This window comes from Pseudoclavibacter sp. VKM Ac-2867 (genome assembly GCF_015351275.1).
Taxonomy (GTDB): Bacteria; Actinomycetota; Actinomycetes; order Actinomycetales; family Microbacteriaceae; genus Pseudoclavibacter.
Genome location: NZ_JADKSL010000004.1, coordinates 153,941 through 174,637, shown reverse-complemented (window position 1 = coordinate 174,637; position 20,697 = coordinate 153,941). Strand labels below are relative to the sequence as shown.

The following is a 20,697-nucleotide window of genomic DNA, read 5'->3' as shown; positions in this document are numbered from 1 at the left end:
AAGAAGCCGCGCATCCGGTCGGGTGCGCGGCTTCTCTGTATTGTGTGAGAGTTATCCACAGGGTTATGCACACCTGGGGATGAATTACACAGCTGTCATTCGAGACCCTGTGGATAACTTGTTGGGGCTGCTAACGCCAGTTCGTCGTCATGATGAAGCCGATGAACGCGATGCCGAAGCCCACGAGGATGTTCCATGAGCCGAGCTCGGCGATCGGGAGAGCACCGCTCGTCAGGTAGAACACGATGATCCAGAGGAACCCGAGCAGCAGGAAGCCGAACATGAGCGGCTTGAACCAGACCGGGTTCGGGTTGCGCTCGTCGCTGTCGCTCACCCCGGAGGCGCGCTTCTGCCGACGCTGCTTCTCCGTCGCCGCGAGAGCGGCCGCAGCTGCGGACGCTTCCGAGGAACGGTGCTTCTTCGTACCGGCCGGAGTCTTCTTCTCCGGCTCGTCGGACTTGGAGTCGCTGGACTTCTCACGAGACATGCGGGCCATCCTATCTATGATTGCTCCTATGCCATCTGCTGAACGGCCCGGACGAGACGACGGGACGACCTCGATCGAGTCTCTCCTCGCGGCCGACGACGGCTACGAGACCAGGTCCGAGCGACGCCTCCGAGAGCAGCAGGCTGCATCCCGGCAGCGCGAGGACTCGTCGAAGGTCACGGGCTCGAAGCCGAGGCGGCGGCTCAGCATCATCGGCGTTTCTGGTGAAGTGCTCATGACCCTCGGAGTCGTCGTCCTGCTCTTCGTCGGGTGGAAGTACTGGCTCAACGACCTCATCGTCGGCGATGAGCAGAACCAGGCCGGGCAGGAACTCAGCCAGGTGCTCGCGGATGGCGGTGAAGAAGCGACGACCGTGACCACAACGGACCCGGCCATCGGCATCCCCATCTCCTCGGCGCCGACGGTCACGAACGAGCGCTTCGCGATTCTCTACGTTCCCACCTGGGGGGCCGACTACGCCCGTCCCATCGCGCAGGGAATCGAACAGCACGAGGTGCTCGACAACAACATCGGCCACTACCCCGACTCGCAGATGCCCGGTGAGGTCGGCAACTTCGCCATAGCGGGCCACCGTCTTGCCTACGGGGCTTCGATGCAGAAGATCCACGAGCTGCAGCTCGGCGACGAACTCGTCGTGGAGACCGCCGACGGCTGGTACACCTACTCGTATCGTTCCGGCGAGTACGTCGCCCCCACACAGGTCGACGTGCTCGGCTCGGTGCCTCGCTACCCGGAGCAGACGGGCACAGACCGGCTCATGATGATCATGAGTTGCAACCCGTTCTGGTCGACGGCAGAGCGCATCATCGGGTACGCGGTGTTCGACAGCTTCACGCCGCGGGCCGACGGCCCGCCAGCGTCGATCGCCGCGTCCGTCGCCACGCAAGGGGGTCTCTGATGTACGGTGCGCTCTGGCGTGTGCTCCCCGGGCCATGGCCCGTCAAGCTCCTGATCACGCTCGTCGTGATCGCAGCCGCTCTCTACGGTCTGGTCTTCTACGCGTTCCCGTGGGCGGATGCACTGCTCACGCCCCAGAACGACGTCACCGTCGGCCTCGGAATCGCTGGCTCCTCAGCGACAATGGCATCCTGACGGCGACGGCTCTTCCCGATCATCGGAAGGAGCCGGAACGCGTTGCGCGGTCACCGCGACCTTGCTCGCGAGTCGTCGTGCGCCGCTACTCCTCCGTTGAGGAGGGGCCCGCGCTCGAGGTGGGTTCTGGTGCTGGCGCGGTCGTCTCCGGCGGGGCCGGCACGGACGTGCAGTAGGTGACCTCGACCTGCGAGTGCTGGGCGACTGGTCCTGGTGGGACCGACATGTTCACGATCGGGTCGCCGTCGACCGCGAGGCAGCCCGGGTCCTGCTTCACGACCGCGAGGAGCCCGAGTTCACGGAGCGTGGCGGTCGCCGACTCGAGGGGCTGACCGATGAGGTCAGGCAGCGCCACGTTGCCCGTCGACGTCACGAGGTTGACGCTGGAGCCCGCGGCGACGCTGGAGCCACCCGCAGGGTCGCTTCGGACGATCGTGCCGGCAGCGACCGTCGGAGAGTCCTCTGACGTGATCTGGCCGACGCTCAAGCCCGCGCCCTGGAGCGCGACCGTCGCCTGCTCAACGGTCATGCCGTTGATGTCCGGCATCGTGACCGCAGACGGGCCAGTCGAGACCAGGACGGTGATCTCCTGGCCGGGAGAGACGCTCAGTCCTGAGCCCGGCGTCGTGCTGATGACCTGGTTCTCGGGGACCTCATCGCTCGTCTGCGCCGCACGCACGGGCGTCAGGCCGGCTTCCTCGAGTGTCGTGCGCGCCGCGTCCCACTGCTCGCCCACGACGTCTGGCACATCGACGCTCGTGTCGGGCAGCTGGCCGACCTGCGGGAGGGAGGACACCCAGATGCTGACGGCCACGATGACGACGACGAGGAGCGCCGCGGCGCCCCAGATCCACATCGCTGGGGGACGCCGCTGCACCTGCGGTGCGCGGTCGTCGGTTTCCGAGAGCGAGTTGAAGGCGGACTCCGTGGCGCTCACGCCAGAGGGGGCTGGTCCGAAGAGCTGGGTGCGGTCGTCGTCCTCCACCTTCGTGGCGAACGCAGGCATGATGCCCTGTGCCGCGAGGTCGAGGTCGCGTCGGAACTCCGAGGCCGACTGGTAGCGGTCCTCGCGGTTCTTCGCGAGGGAGCGCTTGACGACCGCGTTCATCGCCTTCGAGACCTTCGGGTTGATCTCGTTGGCGTCGATGGGGCGCTCGGTGACATGCTGGTAGGCGACGGCTACGGCGGAGTCACCCTGGAACGGGACCTTGCCGGTCAGCATCTCGTAGAGCACGATGCCTGCGGAGTAGAGGTCGCTTCGTCCGTCGACGTTCTCGCCCTTCGCCTGCTCGGGCGAGAAGTAGGAGGCGGTGCCGAGGATCGCCGTCGTCTGGGCGATCGTGCCCGCCGTGTCGGAGATGGCCCGGGCGATGCCGAAGTCCATGACCTTGACCGTGTCCTCCGGCGTGATCATGATGTTGCCGGGCTTGATGTCGCGGTGCACGACGCCAGCACGATGCGAGTACTCGAGCGCCGTCAGGATGCCCGTCATGTACTCGTGGATCTGCGTGTCGGCGAGCGGGGCACCGGCCATGACGTCGCGAAGCTGCTGCCCCTCGATGTACTCCATGACGATGTAGGGCACGACAAGCTCGTGCCCATCGGCGCGCACGAACGTGTCCTCGCCTGCGTCGAAGACGCGGACGATCGTCGGGTGCGTCATCCGGGCAGCGGCCTGTGCCTCCTGTCGGAAGCGCGACCGGAAGTCGGGCTCGCCGGAGAGCTGCGTGTTGAGGAGCTTGACGGCGACGCGGCGGCCAAGACGCTCGTCGGTCCCGAGGTAGACCTCAGCCATACCTCCACGACCAATACGCCGACCGATGTCATATCGGCCCGCGAGCGTGCGTTCGCCCTGCATCACGGAAGCAAGCTCCTCTCCCCTTGGCAGTGTTCGCCAAGCTCAAGCCTCGTTAGTCTGCCGATCTTATCTCGACGCGAATGAGTGATCGGTGCCATCGGAGCTGTGAACCGCGCGTTCCATGTGGATGCATGGAGTTGAGCGAATTCGTTGCTTTGTGCATCCGCCCGCCGGGCCGCCGAGATCAGCCCTCTGGGTCGGTTGACGGCGGAGTTGACGTGCTCGGCGTCGGCTGTGGGACGGTCGCGGAACCCGTGGGTGAGTCGGCACTCGTGTTGCCCGAGCCGCAGGTGGCGCTGTACGAGGCTTCGACGATCGTCGAGCCGTCGTTGACGTTGACGTTGACCGAGGTTCCCGTCACGCTGCCCGGGGATTCGGCGCCAGACACGTTCACGTTGTACGCGGAGAGGCTCTGCCCGGGAGGGCACTGGAACGACGGCCAGCTGATGGTCGCCTGCGTACCCGCCGCGTTGACGGTGACGGTCGGAGCCGTCGTCGGGGTGTTCGGCGTCTCCATGTTCGCGTACACGGTGAGCGTCACGGTGGAGCCGAGGTCGACGGTTCCGGTCGGGCTGACCGCCGTGACCGTGTTGACGTCTTCCTGGTTCGTCGCGACCGGGCCCTCGGCGCGTGCCGGGGTCAGCCCGAGCTCCGAGATGCGGTTCGCCGCCGTGTCGTAGTCGAGGCCCAGGTAGTCGGCCTGCGCGATCGACACGTTGGTCGGCGTGCTGACGCTGGGGGTCGGCTCCTGCGACGGAGTCTCGACCGGTGTCGTCTCCGTGATCGAGGGCGGGGGTGTCGTCGTCGCGTCGGCGTCGGTGTTGTTGGTCACCAGCGCGAACGCGAACCAGGCGAGGGCCGCAGCGAAGAGGATGATCGCTCCGATGAGCACCCACAGCCAGGCAGCCGGCTTCTTGCGCTCTTCGTCTGCCGGGGAGACGAGCGAGGTCGAATCCTCTTCTGCGCCTTCGACCGGGGTTCCTCCGATGAGCGTGTCGAAGTCGTCCTTCATGACCTCGGTCGTGCCCGCGGCCGTGCCGAGCACGGTCGTGCGTGCGCCCTCGTCCATGATGGCGGTGCGATCGAGCGGAGCGGTGGCGTCACCGACCTCGTCGGCGGCCGTCAAACCGAGAACCGCGGGGACCGCCTGCGCTGCCCGCGTGACGTTGCCGTCGCGCAGTGCGCGTGCAGCTCGAGCGAAGACCTCCGCTGAGACCGGCCGGTCTTCCGGCTTCTTCGCGATAGCAGCGAGCACGAGGTTGCGAACCGGCTCTGGCACCGTCACGGGCAGTGCCGGAGGCTCGTCGTTGATGTGCGCCATGGCGATCGCGACCTGCGATTCACCCGTGAACGGGCGCCTGCCTGCGAGCGCCTCGTAGGCGACGATGCCAAGCGAGTAGATGTCGGTGGACGGGTTCGCGGCGTGACCGGAGGCCTGCTCGGGCGAGAGGTACTGGACGGTGCCCATGACCTGACCCGTCGCCGTGAGCGGCACCTGGTCGGCGATCCGAGCGATGCCGAAGTCGGTGATCTTCACGCGGCGGTCTGGCGTGATGAGCAGGTTGCCTGGCTTGATGTCGCGGTGCACGAGGCCGGCCTTGTGAGCCGCGTGCAGGGCGAGTGCCGTCTGCGACACGATGTCCATGACCTGGTCGGGCGGCAGCACGCGCTCGCGCTCGAGCACGGTCGAGAGCGCCTCGCCTGGCACGAGCTCCATGACGAGGTAGGCGGAGCCGTTCTCCTCGCCGTAGTCGTACACGTTGGCGATTCCCTCGTGGTTCACGAGAGCGGCGTGCCTCGCCTCCGCGCGGAAGCGCTCGAGGAAGCCGGGGTCGCCCATGTACTCGTCTTTGAGGATCTTGATGGCAACGGTGCGCCCGATCACCTGATCGGTCGCCTCCCAGACCTCGCCCATGCCGCCGATGGCAATGCGCGAGCTCAGCTTGTATCGGTCTCCGAACGAAACACCTGCAGCTGGTCTCATCTGCTCAGCACCGCCTTCATCACTTGCTGCCCAATCGTCGCCGCCAGGCCATTTCCGGTCCCAGACTGTCCCATTCCGCCACCGTCTTCGAGCACTACCGCGACCGCGATCTGCGTATCGCCCGATTCGGCGAATCCTGTGAACCACAGCGAGTACGGCTCACCCTCGCCGTTCTCCGCGGTCCCTGTCTTCCCAGCCACATTGATCCCGTCAATTCTTGCATTACTGGCAACGCCCGAGTTCACGCTGCCCTCCATCATCGACTGGAGTGACGCCGCAGTCTCCTCGCTGATGGCCCTGCCATAGCTCGAGATCTCCGGTCCCTGGATCTCCTGGAGGCTGGGTGTGAGCACCTGCTCGACGAGCGACGGGTTCATGACCTCACCTCCGTTGGCGATGGCCGCTGAGATCATCGCGAACTGGAGCGGGGTTGCCCGCACGTCGAACTGGCCGAAGCCGGTCAGGGCGAGCTGCGCATCGTCGTCGAGCGCCGTGGGGTACGTGCTCGCGCTCGCCGTCATCGGAATCTCGAATTCGTGATTGAAGCCGAAGGCCTCTGCCATCTCGCGGACGCGCTCGGCGCCGAGGTCCATGGCGAGCTGCGCGAACGGCACATTGCACGACTGCTCGAGGGCGATACGGAGGTTCGTCGTGTCGCCGCTTCCGCACTTCGCGCCGGCGGACGGGTTGTTCACCGAGACATTGGTGCCCGGGAGCGTGAGCGTCGCCGGGTTCGGAAGCGGGGACTCGGCCGTGGCGAGGCCGTCTTCCAGGGCAGCGGCGGCGACGACGAGCTTGAACACCGAGCCGGGAGGGTTCATGTCACCGCCGATCGCACGGTTGCTGAGCGGATCGTTCGGGTCGGCCAGGAGCGCGTTGTAGGACTCGAGCACGCTCGTCTGGTCGTGGCTCGCCAGCAGCGCCGGGTCGTAGGTCGGTGTCGAGTACATGGCCAGGATCGCGCCCGTCGCCGGGTTGATCGCGATGGCAGCGCCCTTGTACTCGCCGAGAGCGTCCGCAGCCGTCTGCTGCGCCACGGGATCGATCGTCGTCTCGACGGCCGCGCCAGCAGGGTCCTGGCCCGTGAAGAGACGCTCCAGCCCCTGGAAGAACTGCGTGTCGCTGCTGCCCGAGAGCTCGGGGTTCAGGGCACCCTCGAGGCCCGTGGATGCACCGTCGACCGAGTAGTACCCCGTCACGGCCGCGTACAGGGGACCGTTCTCGTACTGCCGCTGGTACATGTACTCGCTGTCAACCGGCGTGGAAGACGCGATCGGCGTGCCGTTGACCAGGATCGGACCACGTTGGATCTCGAAGCTCTCCTGGCGGGTCCGGCTGTTGCGCGGGTCGTCTCGGAGCGACTCCGCCTGGAAGACCTGGATGCTCGTGGACGCCACGAACAGCGACATGAACATGATCATGACGAGGACGCCAACGAGGCGGATGTTCTTGCTCATTCGTCGATCGCCTCCGTCGGCACGTTACGCACGGTGTCGCTCAGTCTGAGAAGGATCGCGACGATGATCCAGTTGGCGAGCAGGCTCGAGCCGCCCGCCGCCATGAAGGGCATCGTGAGGCCCGTCAGCGGGATGACGCGCATGACGCCACCTGCCACGACGAACACCTGCACCGCGATCGTGAACGCGAGGCCCGTCGCGAGCAGTCGCCCGAAGTCGTCGACCCCTTGCTGGCCGATGCGGAAGCCGCGCGCCACAAAGATCACGAAGAGCAGCAGCACGACGAAGATGCCGGCCATGCCGAGCTCCTCGCCGATGGCCGCGATGATGAAGTCGCTCGACGCGAGGGGGGTCGTGCCGGGGCTGCCCGAGCCGAGGCCCTTGCCGATGAGACCGCCGGCACCGAGGCCGAAGAGTCCCGTCACGAGCTGGTAGCTGCCGCCATCCGCCTCGTACATCTCGTCGTCGAAGGGGTCGAGCCAGGCGTGGACGCGGAATTCGACGTAGCCGAGCGTGTTCGCCGCGATGAGCGCGCCGCCGATGAACAGGCCGAGGCCGATGAGCACCCACGAGAGGCGCCCCGTCGAGACGAAGACCATGACGAGGAACAGGCCGAAGTACAGCAGGGAGGTTCCCAGGTCGCGCTGGAAGACCAGCACGCCCATGCACACGGCCCACACGACGAGGATCGGCCCCAGATCCCTGACCCGCGGGAAGCGCATCCACAGGAACTTCTTGCCGACGACAGAGAGCGAGTCGCGGGCCGTGACGAGGTAGCCGGCGAAGAAGATCGCAAGCGCGATCTTCGCGATCTCACCGGGCTGGAAGGAAAAGCCCGCGATGCTGATCCACACGCGCGCGGCGACGTCGGTACGGCCAAGCCCCGGGATGAGCGGCAGCAGCAGGAGCACGATGGCGATGGCCATGAACACGTACGTGTAGCGCTGCAGCACTCGGTGGTTCTTGAGCGCGATGAGCACTGCGATCGCGACGCCCACCGCGAGCATCGTGAGCACGATCTGCTGCGTCGAGGGAGTCCAGAAGACGCCCTCAAGCGCAGGATTGCTCAGGTCGATGCGGTAGATCATCGCGATGCCGAGGCCGTTGAGCACCGCCGCGATGGGCAGGATGAACGGGTCGGCGCCCGGCGCGCGGAAGCGCAGAACGATGTTCACGCCGAGAGTCAGCGCCCCGATGATGGCCGACAAGGTGACGACGTTGAAGTCGAAGGTGCCGCGCACGCCGAGCTGCACGAGCAGCAGCGCCGAGAAGTTGATGATGAACGCGAAGACCAGCAGGCCGAGCTCCATGTTGCGGAGCCCCTGACCCGTCTTCCTCGGGGCACCGGGCACGACGGGCGCCTGTTCGCGTGACTTAGTCAGGAATGGCATCTCGGAGCCGTTCCACGATCTCGTTGGCGGCCTCACGGTCGCCGGCGCTGATCGTCTTGTCGACCTGCGACTGCTGGTACTCAGGCAGGCTCGAGATCTTGATGTCGGTCGTCTCGGTGAGCTCGTGCAGGGTGATCGGACCGATGCCCTGCTGCACGCCCTGGTAGACGGCGACATAGCCGACGCTCTCACCGACGTAGTACTGCTGCTGCGTCCAGTTGTAGGCGAGGAGCCCAGCACCGGCGACGGCCGCGAGGAAGACGATGGACGCCGCGAGCCACGAGACCTGCCGGAGGCGCTTTCGTCGCTTGTCCTCCGCGATGAGCTCCTGCAGCGCCTCGTCGCTGAACGGGACGAACTCCTCGTCCTGCGGGCGAGGGGCGGGCCGCCGCAGGGGGTGCAGGATGGACGGGATGATCTGGTTGCTGCGCTTCTGCAGGTTCGCCGAGTAGCGAAGCGGGTTCGCGGCTGATCCCACGACTCGCGTCTTCATGGGCTCGAGCGGCTCGGGGCCGATCTCGAGGATCACCACGGTCACGTTGTCCGGTGCGCCGTTGTCGAGCGCGAGCTGCACGAGGTCATCGCTGATCTCGCGGCTCGACTCGTCCATGCGAGCCAGGGTGCGCTCGATCTGCGACTCGTCGACGTAGCTTGAGAGGCCGTCCGAGCAGAGCAGCCAGCGGTCGCCCTCCTGGATGTCGAAGACCTCGGTGTCGACGTCCGGCCTGGTCTCGACGTCGCCGAGCACGCGCATGAGCACCGAGCGCCTCGGGTGCGTGAGCGCTTCCTCCGCCGTGATGCGGCCCGCATCCACGAGCCGCTGCACGAACGTGTGGTCGACGGTCATCTGCACGAGAGAGCCATCGCGGAACCGGTACACCCGCGAGTCGCCGATGTGCGCGAGCACGAGGGACTGGCCTACGAGGCTGAGGGCGCTCACCGTGGTTCCCATGCCGCGGAGCTCGCTGTGCTCCTCGACGGCGCCCGCGATGAGGGCGTTCGCGTCGAGCAGCATCTCCGTCATGGCCTGCTCGGCGTCTTCGGTGCTCAAGTACTGCTCGTCGTTCTCCGCGAAGTGCTTGACCGCGATCGCGCTCGCCACGTCACCGCCGGCATGCCCGCCCATGCCATCCGCGACGACGAACAGGTTGGTGCCGACGAAGCCGGAGTCCTGGTTGTTGCTTCTGACCTTGCCGACATGGGAGACGGCGCCGGCGCGCGCGATGACCAGCATGCCTATCGCAGCTCGAACGTCGTCGTCCCGATGCGCACAGGCGTGCCGACCGGGACGTGGGTCGGCTGGGAGACGCGCTTGCCGTTGACGTAGGTGCCGTTCGTCGAGTCGAGGTCCTGCACCATCCACGCATCGTTCCAGAGCAGCAGGCGCGCGTGGTGCGTGGAGCTGTAGTCGTCCTGGATGACGAGGTCGGAGTCGCCAGATCGGCCGATCGAGAGCGGCTCGCTGCGCAGCGACAGCTCCGTGCCGCGCTTCGGGCCGGAGGTGATGACCAGCTTGCTCGGCCGCTCGGAGCGCGCAGCCGGACTGGGCACGGGAGTCGGCGGCCGGTGGCTTCCTGGACCAGCATCACCCGAGTCGGATGAGCGGACGGGAGCGGCAGGCGCGGCGGCCGGTGCCGGTGCGGCGTCGTTGTCGGCCGAGGCGAACACCTGCTGGCGCGACTTCTCCATGGCCTGCTTGTAGGCGGACGATCGGGTGCCGAAGAGATCGCTGCGAAGCGAGTAGATGACGGAGAAGACGAAGATCCAGAGCGCGGCCAGGAAGGCGAGGCGCAAGACGAGGAGAGTCAGCTCACTGGTCATGTGAGGCCTCCCTGTCGCGGGAGGTACCCGGTGTCGTCGCTCGGGTCGGCCTGGGGGATCACCCGGAACACAATACGGTGACGCCCGATCTGAATGGTCGAATCGGGCTCGAGACCCGCCTGGGAGATCGAACGGCCATTGACCTTCGTCCCGTTCGTCGAGCCGAGATCGCGGATACCGGCACGCTTCCCGTCCCAGACGACTTCGGCGTGCTTCCGCGACGCGCCGGTGTCGGCGATCGTGATGTCGGCTTCGGAGCCGCGCCCGATGACCGTCGATCCGACGCCCACATGGATGCGCTCGCCATCGACATCCAGGATGGGGGCCCAGGCGACCTGGCCCTGCACGCTGCGCGAGTCGACCTCGATGCGTCCCTCAGAGAGCGAGTCGTTCTCCAGGAACTTGATGCTGAGGCCACCCGAGAACTGGTAGCCCTGCTTCGCGGCATGCTGCTCGACGACGCGCATGAGCTCGTCCTGGATGCCAGCGATCTGCGAGATGCGCGTGTAGTCGACCTGCGACATCTGCACGTTGAAGCGATTCGGGACCAGCACGCGGTCGCGTGTGACGATCGACGCCCTGGTGTCCATCTCGCGTTTCAGCGCGGCGCTGATCTCGACGGGCTGGAGCCCAGAGCGGAAGGTCTTCGCGAACGCACCATTGAAGAGACGCTCGAGCCCACGCTCAAATCTGTCGAGGATTCCCACATGTCTCCTGGTTCTCGAGGGCACGCAACAGCCCGCACCGGGTGGCGCGAATCTGTTTCATGCTAACGGCACTGGGCTGGATGTCCGACTTCTTTGCCTCGGCTATGGGCTTCCGGTGCCCTGCCTGGGCGCTTCCCCGGTGGGCGTCCTCGGGTCTGAGACGCTCGCATCCACGTCCCGGTTTCGCACTCTGCGACAGTGTCTGGTAATCTCTCGGAGGTTGGCGCGAGTGGCGGAATTGGCAGACGCGCACGGTTCAGGTCCGTGTGCCTTCGGGTGTGGGGGTTCAAGTCCCCCCTCGCGCACCAGGGTCCCAGAGCAAGAGCACTGGGAACACGAAACCCCCGGAACTTCGGTTCCGGGGGTTTCGTCGTTCCGGCACGCACCCGCATCGGCGGACTTATGTCGAGCTTCAGGACTTGCTAAGGTGGCCGATCTGTCGAGCGTCGCCGCTCGGGTAGGTCGAGGCGGCGACGTCCTCGGTCCGAGGCTTGAAACCTCCAGCACTCGCTTTCTGAGAACCTGGAGGGTTTTCTTGTCTTCTGACGCGTCTTCCGTCAAGCGCGTATCCGCGCCACGCACCATCTCCAAGTGGTGGGCACTCGCCGTGCTCGCCCTCACCCAGCTCGTCGTCGTGCTCGACGGCACGATCGTCACCATCGCACTGCCGCAGGCGCAGATCGAGCTCGGCCTCACCGACGTGCAGCGGCAATGGGTCGTCACCGCCTACGCCCTCGTCTTCGGGGCGCTCCTGCTGCTCGGCGGTCGAGTCGCCGACTACTGGGGACGCAAGCGCGCCTTCCTCGTCGGCATGATCGGCTTCGGGGTCGCCTCGGTCTACGGCGGCTTCGCCCAGAGTGCCTTCGACCTCATCCTCGCCCGCGGACTCCAGGGTCTCTTCGCCGCGCTCCTCGCCCCCGCCGCCCTCGCGCTGCTCACCGTCAGCTTCCCCTCCGGCAAGGAGCGCACAACCGCGTTCGCCGTCTTCGGTGCCATCGGCGGAAGCGGGGCCGCGGTCGGCCTCGTGCTCGGCGGAGCGCTCACCGAGTTCGCCAGCTGGCGCTGGTGCCTGCTCGTCAACGTCTTCTTCGTCATCGCCGGTGTCATCGGCGCGCTCATCGTCCTGAAGGAGAGCAAGGCCGAGGGTGACAACACCTACGACCTCTGGGGCACCGTCACCGTGTCGCTCGGCCTCGGCTCGCTCGTCTACGGGTTCAGCCTCGCCGAGGAGGGTTGGGGATCCCTCGGGACCATCGGCTTCCTCGCGCTCGGTGTTGCACTCCTCGCCGCATTCGTGTGGATCGAGACCCGCGTCGCCCAGCCCCTGCTCCCGTTGCGGGTCGTGCTCGACCGGGTGCGCGGCGGCGCGTTCCTCATCCAGGCCGTCATTGGCAGCGTGCTCATCGGCGCCACCATGTACCTCGCGCTGCACCTGCAGATCGTCATGGGAATGGAGCCGCTCGTCGCGGGCCTCGCGAACGTCGCGATGACCGTCGTCATCCTCGTGTGCGTCCCTGTCTGGGCGCGTCTGCTCCCCAAGTTCGGGCCACGCCCGTTCATGGTCGTCGGCCCGATCGTCGTCGCCGGCGGACTCCTGCTGCTCTCCGGCGTGACCGTGGACGGCAGCTACCTCACGCACATCCTGCCCGGACTCGTGCTGCTCGGCATCGGCCTCTCGATGATCTTCGTCCCACTGCAGAACCTCGCGCTCACGGGCGTGGAGCCGCACGACGCTGGTGCCGCAGCGGCAACCGTGAACTCGACCATGCAGATCGGCGGGTCGATCGGCCTCTCCGTCTTCACCGTGTTCTATGCGAACGCCGTTGCTTCGGGAGTCGAGGAGGGCGAGACGCAGCTGCAGGCCTTCACGAACGGCTACTCGGCGGTCTTCCTGGCCGCCGCGGGTGCCATGCTCCTCGCGGCGCTCATCGCCGGCTTCATGATCAGGGGCACCAAGGACCGCCCGCTCGTGCCGTCGGAATCATCCGAGCAGGACTCCCTCGTCTCGATGCACTGACGCGCGCCCTGACCAACTTCAGTGCTGAACAGGTCATTCCGGGTCGTCTCGGACTGATCCGGGGCTTCTCCGCACTGAAGTTGGTCAGCCGTCGTCGCTAGCTGCCGTCGCTCCAGCGCTCGAGACCGTGGCCGTCGACGGATCGGCCGCCGAGCTGCACAGAGTCGTCGCCGAGGTTCACCGCGAGGAGAGCTCGCTCGCCCTCGCTGCCCTCGGCGATGAACAGTGCCGCCGTGTTCGCGAGCTCTTCCGTGCGGATGCGCGCAGTCGCGAGCCAGGGATGCTGGCGCCGGAACGCGATCGCGTCTCGGTGCGCCTGCGAGTAGGCGTTCTCCGGCCACTCCTTCGGGTCGCGCGGGAACTCAGGCCTGATGGCGTCGTCTCCGCCGGCCCGCTCCTCCTTCAGCGCCTCGAGCCCGCGCTCGTCGCCCGCATACACGCTCGGGGCGCCCGAGAAGAAGAACAGCATGGCGATGGCGATGGCGTGGTTGCGCTCATCGTCGATGGCGCTCGCGATGCGCGTCACGTCGTGGTTGCCGAGGAACGTCATCGGCAGGAAGTGCTCCGCGAAGTCGTTGTGCCGCTGCAGCGACCAGTCGAGCTCGAAGAGGTTCTGATCCTGCACGGATGAGCGCAGCGCCTTCCACAGCTCGTACTGCGTCACCGAGTCGATGCCGGACTCTCGCACGTACTCCTCGTAGTCGCCGTGGATGACCTCGCCAACGAACCACGAGTCCGGGAACCGCTCACGCAATGGGTCGATCGTTGACCGCCAGAAGAGGGGCGGCACCGCGTAGGCCGCGTCGAGGCGCCACCCGTCGACGCCCCGCTCCAGCCAGTGGTCCATGGCCTTCGAGACGAGCTCGACGACCTCAGGATGCTGGTGGTTGAGCACTACGAGCGCGTCGTGACCCTCGAATACGTCGACCGCGAGTCCGTCGACCTCACGCGCATCCGCACCTCTCGCGAACCGTGCAGCGGCTCCTGAGTCGGGGCCAGCCTCGACGGCCTCGCGCCACCACGGGTGCTCGCGGCCAACATGATTGAAGACTCCGTCGAGGAGCACGCGGACGCCGCGTTCACGGCAGGCGGCGATGAGCGCGTCGAAGTCGGCCTCGTCGCCGAGCCGCGGGTCGATGCGGAGATGATCGACCGTGTCGTAGCCGTGGGTCTGCGAGGCGAAGATCGGTCCGAGCAGCAAGCCGTTGAGGCCGAGAGCGACGAGTTCGTCCAGCCACGCCGTGATGCGATCGAGGCGATGCTCGATCGCACTCGAGCGGGGAGTGCCCGCCGTGTCCGCACCGACGAAGCCGAGCGGGTACACGTGCCACCAGAGTGCGGTCTGCGGCCAGGGCTGAGGAGCTGGAGTCATCGTCTCAGGCTAGTGACGCGGTCTGGGAAGCACTCCCTGAGTGCCTGCGACCCGCCCGTCTCGCCCCGGCGTGAAAGACTGCCTTGGTCCTTCCCCCGACAGCACCGAGGAGTCCCCACAGATGTCGATCACCCCGCGCTCAGGCTCCTCCTACTTCCTCTCGCACGGTGCCTACGAGGCCTCGATCTCGAGCGTCGGCGCGACCCTGCGCGAGCTCACGCACAACGGCAGGCATCTCGTGCACACCTTCGACATGGATGAGGTTCGACCCGCGTACAAGGGGGCGACGCTCGCCCCGTGGCCGAACCGAATCATCGACGGCCGGTATCGCATCGACGGGCATGAGCTGCAGCTGCCCCTCTCCGAGCCCAAGCGCGGGCACGCCCTGCACGGCCTCGCCCTGTGGCTCGACTTCGCACCTGAGGATGTCCGCCCCGACCTCGTCGTGCTGACGGCCACGATCGAGCCGCAGACGGGCTACCCGTTCCGCATCGAGGTGCGCACGAGCTATGTGCTCGGCGACGACGGCCTCACCACGACCGTGGAGCTGCGGAACGTCGGAGCCGGGACCGCACCCGCCGGCGCATCCACCCACTCGTACCTGGTCGCCGGCGAGGGACAGATCGACGAATGGACCCTCGAGTCTCCCGCGCAGAAGCTCATGCACGCCCACGGCGCACGTCTGCTCCCCGGCTCGGTCGTCTCGGTCGAGGAGGTCGCGGGGGCCTTCGACTTCCGGGCCGCCCGGCGCATCGGCGAGATGGAGATCGACCACGCCTTCACCGATGTCTTCGGCGAAGGCGACATCGCCACGGTGACGCTCACGACCCCCGACGGCACGGGCGTCGGCATGACCTGGAGTACGGACGCACCGTGGGTGCAGGTCTTCACGAGCGATCAGCCTGGCATCGAATGGGACCGCCAGGCCGTCGCGGTCGAGCCCATGACCTGCGCACCCGACGCCTTCAACTCCGGCCTCGACCTCGCCTGGCTCGAGCCAGGCGAGAAGCTCGAGACCTCGCAGCGCATCTTCGCGATCTGACGCTCGGGGCTCTCAGGGAGACTGTCCGCGCAGTCCCAGAACGTCACGATCTAGAGCGTCACGACCCCGATCGAGGCGATCAGCGCGTGGTCCCTCTCCAGATGAGGGAGCATCGCCGCCCCGTCCAGCGGGTGGCTCTCGCCCACCGCCACCCGAGCCTCGGGGACCCGCTCGAGGAGCGAGCGCCGGAACGCCGCCGCCACATGCGGCGACGAGAACACGTTGCCGATCGCCCGCACCTGCACAACCTCACGACCGCCGGGCAGACCGACCCGCGCGAGCCCGGCCGCGACCGAGGCAGCCAGCTCCGAGCCCGCCGCCGCCAGGATCCCGGCAGCGACCGCATCCGTCTCCGCGAGGTCGCCGACCGACCGAGCGAACGACGCGATGTGACGGACCTTCCCCTCGTTCGTCTGCAGAGATACGTACATGCTGGGCAGATCCGGGTGGTGGGCGAGTACGACCTCGGTGAGCGCTGTCTCCGGGCCACGACCATCGAAGGCGCGCATCACCGAGTCGAGTGCGGCGCGACCGATCCAGTACCCGGAGCCGGCATCGCCGACGAGGTACCCCCACCCGTCGACCTGTGCGAGGCGTTCCTCGCCGACCGCGAGCGTCACGACACCCGTGCCGGCGGCGACGACCGCACCGAGCTCGGACCCGAGGGCCCCCAGGAAGGCCGAGATCGAATCGTGCGCGATGAAGACCCTCGCGACGCCGAACTGCCCGACCAGCAGAGCGAGCTCATCCGCAACCGTCTGCGCGTGCGTCACCCCCGACACTCCACCGGACACCGTGACCCCCGTCAACCCTGAATCTCGCAGCGACTGCTCCACGACGCTCGCGAGCTGCGGCGCCAACGGAAGGTCGGTGCGAATCGCGGCGAAGGAGCGAACCTCGCCGGCATCGATCTGCGAGCGGATGCCGCTCTGGCCAGCATCGATGGCAAGAACAGGCGAAGGGGAGAACGTCGTCGTCATGCACCGAATCGTATTGCAGAGAGGCGACGGGCAGAGGTGCCCGCGTCACGAACACACCAACAGTCCTAGGGTGAACGCATGACGACACCGAGCCAGTGGAACGGACAGCACAGCCCCGACCCCCAGTCGACCGCAGCCCAGGGCGCGTCTGGCTACGGCACTCCGCCCAGCGGCACACCTTCCGCCTACGGTCCCACTGGTCAGGCACCGTCTGGTCAGGCGCCGTCTGGCCAGGGATACGGTCAGGCATCCGGTGACCCTCAGCAGCCGGGCGGCTACCAGCAGTCCGGCGGTTACGCGCAGCCCGGTGGCTACCAGCAGCCAGGCAGCTACGCCCAACCCGGCGAGTACGCGCAGCCGGGTGGCTACCAGCAGCCGGGCAACCCTCAGCCGGCGAAGGGGCCGAGCCGGAAGCAGCTGGCCACCTTCGCGAGCCTGCGCGAGGAGCTCTCCTTCTCGACGAACCTGTTCGGCATGATCTCGCTGGCGAGCGCGCTTGGCGGGTGGGTCCTCACGACGTTCCTCTCCTTCGTGATGAGCGTCCTGGCGCGCACTGGCGGCTACGAGATCTACGGGGTGCTGAGCCCCGCAAACGGCATCCTGCAGCTGCTGACCTCCGTCGCCGCAATCGTCTTCGGCATCCTCGCGCTTCGATCCAGCGGATGGCGCAACATGCCAGCCTCCGTCGGCTCCGTCGTCGGAGTCATCACCCTCGTTCCCACGGTTTTCTTCTTCCTCATCGGCCTGATCCCGTTCTCCTACTGATCAGGATCCCGAGCCGTTCTTGTAGAGGTCCGCAAGAGGACACCGCGTTTCGTCGTACTAAGCTCACACCTTGGCTGCGTGTCACGCGGCCGTACGCGGTCGAGCAGGCCCGTGCATCCAGTCGATGAATGAGGCGAGAGTTCTGAACGCTCCAGCGAGCCCCCACCCCAAGTCAACCGCCGGACACGTCGTGCCCCCGGCAGACGCCAGGTCCTGGTTGCTCGTCCCGGCGTCCAAGCCCGAAGCCTTCGACGCCGCGGCAGCCTCGCGCGCCGACGTCGTCATCCTCGACATCGAGGATGCCGTCGACCCCAAGCACAAGGCCGCCGCCCGAGCTGACGTCATCGCCTGGCTCAAGGCGGGCAACGCCGCCTGGGTGCGCATCAACGACACCCTGTCCGACTTCTGGGCTGACGACGTCGACGAGCTCGCGGGAGTCCCCGGTCTCCTCGGAGTCGTGCTCGCCAAGACGGAACAGGCCGAGCAGGTCGTCAACACGTACCAGCGACTCGGCGCGCGCATCCCCGTCGTACCGCTCATCGAGTCGGCACTCGGACTCGAAGAGGCCACGAACATCGCCCGCGCTGACGGCTCCTTCCGCCTCGCCTTCGGCAGCGGCGACTTCCGTCGCGACACCGGCATGTGGGCGACCCGCGAGGCCATGGCCTACGCACGCTCGCGCCTCACCGTCTCCTCCAAGGCGGCAGGCCTCCCGGGCCCCGTCGACGGACCCACCACCGACGAGAGCCTCCGCGTCCTCCGCAACGAGTCCGAGTGGACCCTCGAGCACGGCATGACCGGCAAGCTGTGCCTCCGCCTCGAGCAGACGGCCGTCGTCAACGAGGTCATCTGCCCGCAGACGAGCGACATCCTCTGGGCACGCGAGTTCCTCGCCGACTTCGACGCTTCCGGCGGAGTGGTCCGCGACGGCAGCGACCTCCCGCGTCTCGGCCGCGCCCGCAAGATCCTGCGCCTCGCAGAGGCCTTCGGCATCACCGTGGAGGCCTAGAGAGTTCAGCCAGGGTCGGCCTCGCGCCGATCGCTCGGTTCCGCTCTGCAGATGCGGGCCGCTCGCCCCTATCGGCGGGCGGCCCGCATCTCGTTCACAGGCGACGGTGGATGCGCTCTCGCTAGAGTCGGGCAGGTCAGATTCCCGAGCGAGGAGCAATCTTGGTCACCACTCTCAGCGTTGGCGACAGCGCCCCCGATTTCGCGCTCACCGACCAGCACGGCGAGATCATCCGCCTCAGCGACCTTGCCGGCTCGCCAGTCGTCGTCTACTTCTACCCGAAGGCCGGCACGCGCAAGTGCACGCAGCAGGCGTGCGACTTCCGCGACAACTACGCCGCACTCAGCGACGCCGGAGTCACCGTGCTCGGCATCTCGCTCGATCAGCCGCGAGAGCTCGCCATCTTCGGCGAAGAGCAGCAGGTGCCGTACTCGCTCCTCAGCGACTCGGGGGCGACCGCCATGGAATGGGGTGCGTGGGGCGAGCGTCCCGTCGCGGGAATCGCGGGAACCGGAGTCATCAGGTCGACCTTCATCGTGGATGCGAGCGGGAAGCTCTCCTGGGTCGCGTACGACATCGACCCGGACGGCCACGTGGAGGAGCTGCGCGCGAAGCTCGGCATCTGAGCCGAGCGGGAGGCAACGGGTCGTAACCGTCGGTCACGACGTCAAGAGCATCGTGCGTTGTGCGTGACAATCGGAGACACATCCACTGTCTCGAGGACCCCATGACCGACACCACCATCGCCTCCACCTCCGTGCTCGACAACCCCGCCTGGAACTCGCTGACCGGCGCCCACGCGCACCTCGCGGTCGGCGGCGACCTGGTCAAGCGATACCCGGCCGACGTGTCGCCGTTCGTCGGCGTCCGCTCCTGGGAGGAGCCCGGCGTCTGGGATGCGATCGCCGAGCTCCTCGGCTCCGGGGCCGAGCTCGCGATCTCGCACGCAGACCCCGAGGTTCCGGCTGGTTGGGCACAGACCTGGCGCGGCGAAGGCGTGCAGCTGGTCGAGACGCCGCGCTTGCAGACGAGACCGGACGAGGAGGTCGTCGAGCTCGGGGCAGACGACGCCCCCGAGATGCTGGCGCTCGTGGAGCGCAACCAACCCGGTCCGTTCCTGCCGCGAACGTACGTGCTCGGGCGCTACGTCGGCATCCGCCGCGACGGAAAGCTCATCGCCATGGCCGGGGAGCGACTCCACCCGGCGGGTTGGACGGAGATCAGCGCGGTCGCGACCGACGCCGACTACCGCCGGCAGGGACTCGCATCCCGACTCGTGCTCGACGTCGCTTTCCACATCCAGCAACGCGGCGACCGTGCGCTCATGCACGCGGCGGCCGCCAACACGGGCGCCATCGCCGCATACGAGAAGCTGGGCTTCGAGCTGCGTCGGGCCACGCCGTTCACCGGCGTTCGCGTTCCCTGAGTTCACCCAGGCCGACCCGGCCGCTCACGACTGGGCCCAGGGCTCAGTCGTCGAGATCTTCGTCCTCGTCGGGTGGAGGCGGGAAGGCCCGCCCCTGCGGGAGCGCGATGGCCTCGCTCACGACGTGCTCTCGCAGATACTCCCGCAGGTACGGCGTCGTGAACTGCACGCTGCCGTAGCCCGCCGGCTCGATGATGCCGGCGTTGATGAGTCGCTGGCGGTACACGCCCACGTAGCCGGCCTTCGCGCGCATCCGCAGTCGGATATCGCTTGAGAGCGACGGCCCGTCGTCGCTCGCCATCGCGGCCAGGTAGGTCCGGTCGCCGACGGACAGCGCAGCGAGCGTGGGCTCGTAGATGTACTGGCCCATGGCCTGCCTCGCGAGGCGAACAGCGCGGCGGGCGTGCGCGAGCTGGATGCGCTCGGCGGGGCCGGCTTCCTGCCACGATTTCGAGCCGATGAACTGCACGAGGAACGGGTACCCCTGCGTGCCTCGCACGGCGTAGTCGAGGGCGTCGTCATCGATGCTGCGCCCACCCTCCGTGATGGGCTCTCGGAGAGCCCGCGCCGACGCCTCGTAGTCGAGCTGCCCGAGTTCCTGCACGTGCGCGCGGCGCAGGAACGTCAGCATGCGGTCGCTGCGCAGCTCGTTGATGTTCGGCTTGAGGCCGGCGCCGACAAACGCGACGTCGAGCCCTTCTCGGAACGCGTGCTGCACAACCGTCGTGATCTCGCGGAGGTCGTCGATCGCGCCACGGTGGATCTCGTCGACGGTGATGAGGACCCCCGTCCCGTTCGGGGCGAGCAGACGCGTGAGCTCCGTCAGCTGGGACCTCAGGTTGGCGACGGGGCGGTAGCGCTCCTCGACCGTCGACACGAACCCTCCGGAGCCCATCGGCAGGGTGACGCCCGTGATGCGGCGCTTGCTGGACCTCGGGTCATGCTCGGCCAAGAGCTTGGGGAGCGCTTCGGTGGTCATCCGCCCGGCCAGCCCCTTCGTGGCCGTCTCCGAGATCACGAGCCAGCCTCGTGAGACGGCGATGTCCTCCAGCGCGTTGAGCATGACGGTCTTGCCGACGCCGCGCAGTCCGGTGACGAGGGTCGCCCTCCCCACCTCGCCCGGCGTGCCGTCGATCGCCGCTTCGAACGAAGCCAGCATCGCCGACCGGCCGACAAGCAGTGGCGGCGTCACGCCGAACGAGGGCGTGAAGGGGTTCGGGCGCGTGGATGCGGCTCCCGCCTTCGTGGGCACGGGCGGCCGGCTTCCG

At 67.5% G+C, this 20,697-nt stretch carries 18 protein-coding genes, 1 tRNA gene and 1 pseudogene; 9 read left to right on the top strand and 11 right to left on the bottom strand.

All coding sequences use genetic code 11. The features are described 5' to 3' along the window. Positions 1 to 130 precede the first annotated feature (130 nt). Positions 131 to 364, bottom strand: a pseudogene (locus ITJ67_RS19660) (cell division protein CrgA); the annotation flags it as partial. Between the two features lie 151 nt (positions 365 to 515). Between ITJ67_RS19660 and ITJ67_RS06250 the strand changes: the two are divergent. Further along, a complete protein-coding gene (locus ITJ67_RS06250) occupies positions 516 to 1,406 on the top strand; it encodes a class E sortase (protein WP_160071178.1) in 891 nt (296 codons plus the stop codon). Next, the gene (locus tag ITJ67_RS06245) at positions 1,406 to 1,600 is read left to right on the top strand and encodes a hypothetical protein (protein ID WP_160071177.1); all 195 of its coding nucleotides are present in this window, start codon (positions 1,406 to 1,408) and stop codon (positions 1,598 to 1,600) included. Before ITJ67_RS06250 ends, ITJ67_RS06245 begins: the two co-directional genes overlap by 1 nt. Positions 1,601 to 1,685: 85 nt before the next feature. Here ITJ67_RS06245 and pknB read toward each other — a convergent pair whose 3' ends face one another. From pknB to ITJ67_RS20215, 7 genes are all read right to left on the bottom strand, one after another. Continuing rightward, a complete protein-coding gene (gene pknB / locus ITJ67_RS06240; RefSeq protein ID WP_194677109.1) occupies positions 1,686 to 3,458 on the bottom strand; it encodes a Stk1 family PASTA domain-containing Ser/Thr kinase in 1,773 nt (590 codons plus the stop codon). Positions 3,459 to 3,642: 184 nt separating this feature from the next. Then, positions 3,643 to 5,442: a protein kinase domain-containing protein gene (locus tag ITJ67_RS06235; protein WP_194677076.1), complete on the bottom strand. Its 1,800-nt coding sequence runs from the start codon at positions 5,440 to 5,442 to the stop codon at positions 3,643 to 3,645. After that, positions 5,439 to 6,899, bottom strand: a complete 1,461-nt coding sequence (locus ITJ67_RS06230) for a peptidoglycan D,D-transpeptidase FtsI family protein (protein ID WP_194677075.1) — start codon at positions 6,897 to 6,899, stop codon at positions 5,439 to 5,441. Before ITJ67_RS06230 ends, ITJ67_RS06235 begins: the two co-directional genes overlap by 4 nt. Beyond that, a complete protein-coding gene (locus ITJ67_RS06225) occupies positions 6,896 to 8,290 on the bottom strand; it encodes an FtsW/RodA/SpoVE family cell cycle protein (protein ID WP_194677074.1) in 1,395 nt (464 codons plus the stop codon). Before ITJ67_RS06225 ends, ITJ67_RS06230 begins: the two co-directional genes overlap by 4 nt. Continuing rightward, positions 8,274 to 9,524, bottom strand: a complete 1,251-nt coding sequence (locus ITJ67_RS06220) for a Stp1/IreP family PP2C-type Ser/Thr phosphatase (protein WP_194677073.1) — start codon at positions 9,522 to 9,524, stop codon at positions 8,274 to 8,276. The genes ITJ67_RS06225 and ITJ67_RS06220 overlap by 17 nt, the downstream gene beginning before the upstream one ends. Positions 9,525 to 9,526: 2 nt before the next feature. Beyond that, positions 9,527 to 10,111, bottom strand: a complete 585-nt coding sequence (locus ITJ67_RS06215; protein ID WP_160071173.1) for an FHA domain-containing protein — start codon at positions 10,109 to 10,111, stop codon at positions 9,527 to 9,529. Continuing rightward, the gene (locus ITJ67_RS20215; protein WP_104244082.1) at positions 10,108 to 10,818 is read right to left on the bottom strand and encodes an FhaA domain-containing protein; all 711 of its coding nucleotides are present in this window, start codon (positions 10,816 to 10,818) and stop codon (positions 10,108 to 10,110) included. The genes ITJ67_RS06215 and ITJ67_RS20215 overlap by 4 nt, the downstream gene beginning before the upstream one ends. A 223-nt stretch (positions 10,819 to 11,041) precedes the next feature. Here ITJ67_RS20215 and ITJ67_RS06205 point away from each other — a divergent pair. Both ITJ67_RS06205 and ITJ67_RS06200 read left to right on the top strand, forming a co-directional pair. Then, positions 11,042 to 11,126, top strand: a tRNA-Leu gene (locus ITJ67_RS06205). 227 nt (positions 11,127 to 11,353) lie between these two features. After that, the gene (locus ITJ67_RS06200) at positions 11,354 to 12,835 is read left to right on the top strand and encodes an MFS transporter (RefSeq protein ID WP_228502371.1); all 1,482 of its coding nucleotides are present in this window, start codon (positions 11,354 to 11,356) and stop codon (positions 12,833 to 12,835) included. 97 nt (positions 12,836 to 12,932) lie between these two features. On the opposite strand, the gene ITJ67_RS06195 is transcribed toward ITJ67_RS06200, so the two are convergent. Continuing rightward, a complete protein-coding gene (locus ITJ67_RS06195) occupies positions 12,933 to 14,207 on the bottom strand; it encodes an alpha-amylase family glycosyl hydrolase (RefSeq protein ID WP_194677072.1) in 1,275 nt (424 codons plus the stop codon). A 121-nt stretch (positions 14,208 to 14,328) separates the two neighbouring features. Here ITJ67_RS06195 and ITJ67_RS06190 point away from each other — a divergent pair, with 121 nt between their 5' ends. Further along, entirely contained in the window at positions 14,329 to 15,249 is a 921-nt protein-coding gene (locus tag ITJ67_RS06190) for an aldose 1-epimerase family protein (protein WP_194677071.1), read from the top strand. A gap of 50 nt (positions 15,250 to 15,299) precedes the next feature. Here the strand turns inward: ITJ67_RS06190 and ITJ67_RS06185 are convergent, their stop codons facing one another. Further along, entirely contained in the window at positions 15,300 to 16,229 is a 930-nt protein-coding gene (locus ITJ67_RS06185; protein ID WP_194677070.1) for an N-acetylglucosamine kinase, read from the bottom strand. Between the two features lie 78 nt (positions 16,230 to 16,307). Between ITJ67_RS06185 and ITJ67_RS06180 the strand changes: the two genes are divergently transcribed. From ITJ67_RS06180 to ITJ67_RS06165, 4 genes are all read left to right on the top strand, one after another. After that, the gene (locus ITJ67_RS06180) at positions 16,308 to 16,994 is read left to right on the top strand and encodes a hypothetical protein (RefSeq protein WP_194677069.1); all 687 of its coding nucleotides are present in this window, start codon (positions 16,308 to 16,310) and stop codon (positions 16,992 to 16,994) included. Between the two features lie 190 nt (positions 16,995 to 17,184). Then, positions 17,185 to 18,003: an HpcH/HpaI aldolase/citrate lyase family protein gene (locus ITJ67_RS06175; RefSeq protein ID WP_236558325.1), complete on the top strand. Its 819-nt coding sequence runs from the start codon at positions 17,185 to 17,187 to the stop codon at positions 18,001 to 18,003. 161 nt (positions 18,004 to 18,164) lie between these two features. Then, complete coding sequence (locus ITJ67_RS06170; RefSeq protein ID WP_228502370.1) at positions 18,165 to 18,629, top strand: peroxiredoxin; 465 nt, start codon at positions 18,165 to 18,167, stop codon at positions 18,627 to 18,629. Between the two features lie 101 nt (positions 18,630 to 18,730). After that, on the top strand, positions 18,731 to 19,429 hold the full coding sequence (locus ITJ67_RS06165; protein ID WP_160071168.1) for a GNAT family N-acetyltransferase: 699 nt from the start codon (positions 18,731 to 18,733) through the stop codon (positions 19,427 to 19,429). Between the two features lie 43 nt (positions 19,430 to 19,472). Here ITJ67_RS06165 and ITJ67_RS06160 read toward each other — a convergent pair whose 3' ends face one another. Continuing rightward, a complete protein-coding gene (locus tag ITJ67_RS06160) occupies positions 19,473 to 20,681 on the bottom strand; it encodes an ATP-binding protein (protein WP_323741404.1) in 1,209 nt (402 codons plus the stop codon). Positions 20,682 to 20,697: the final 16 nt, after the last annotated feature.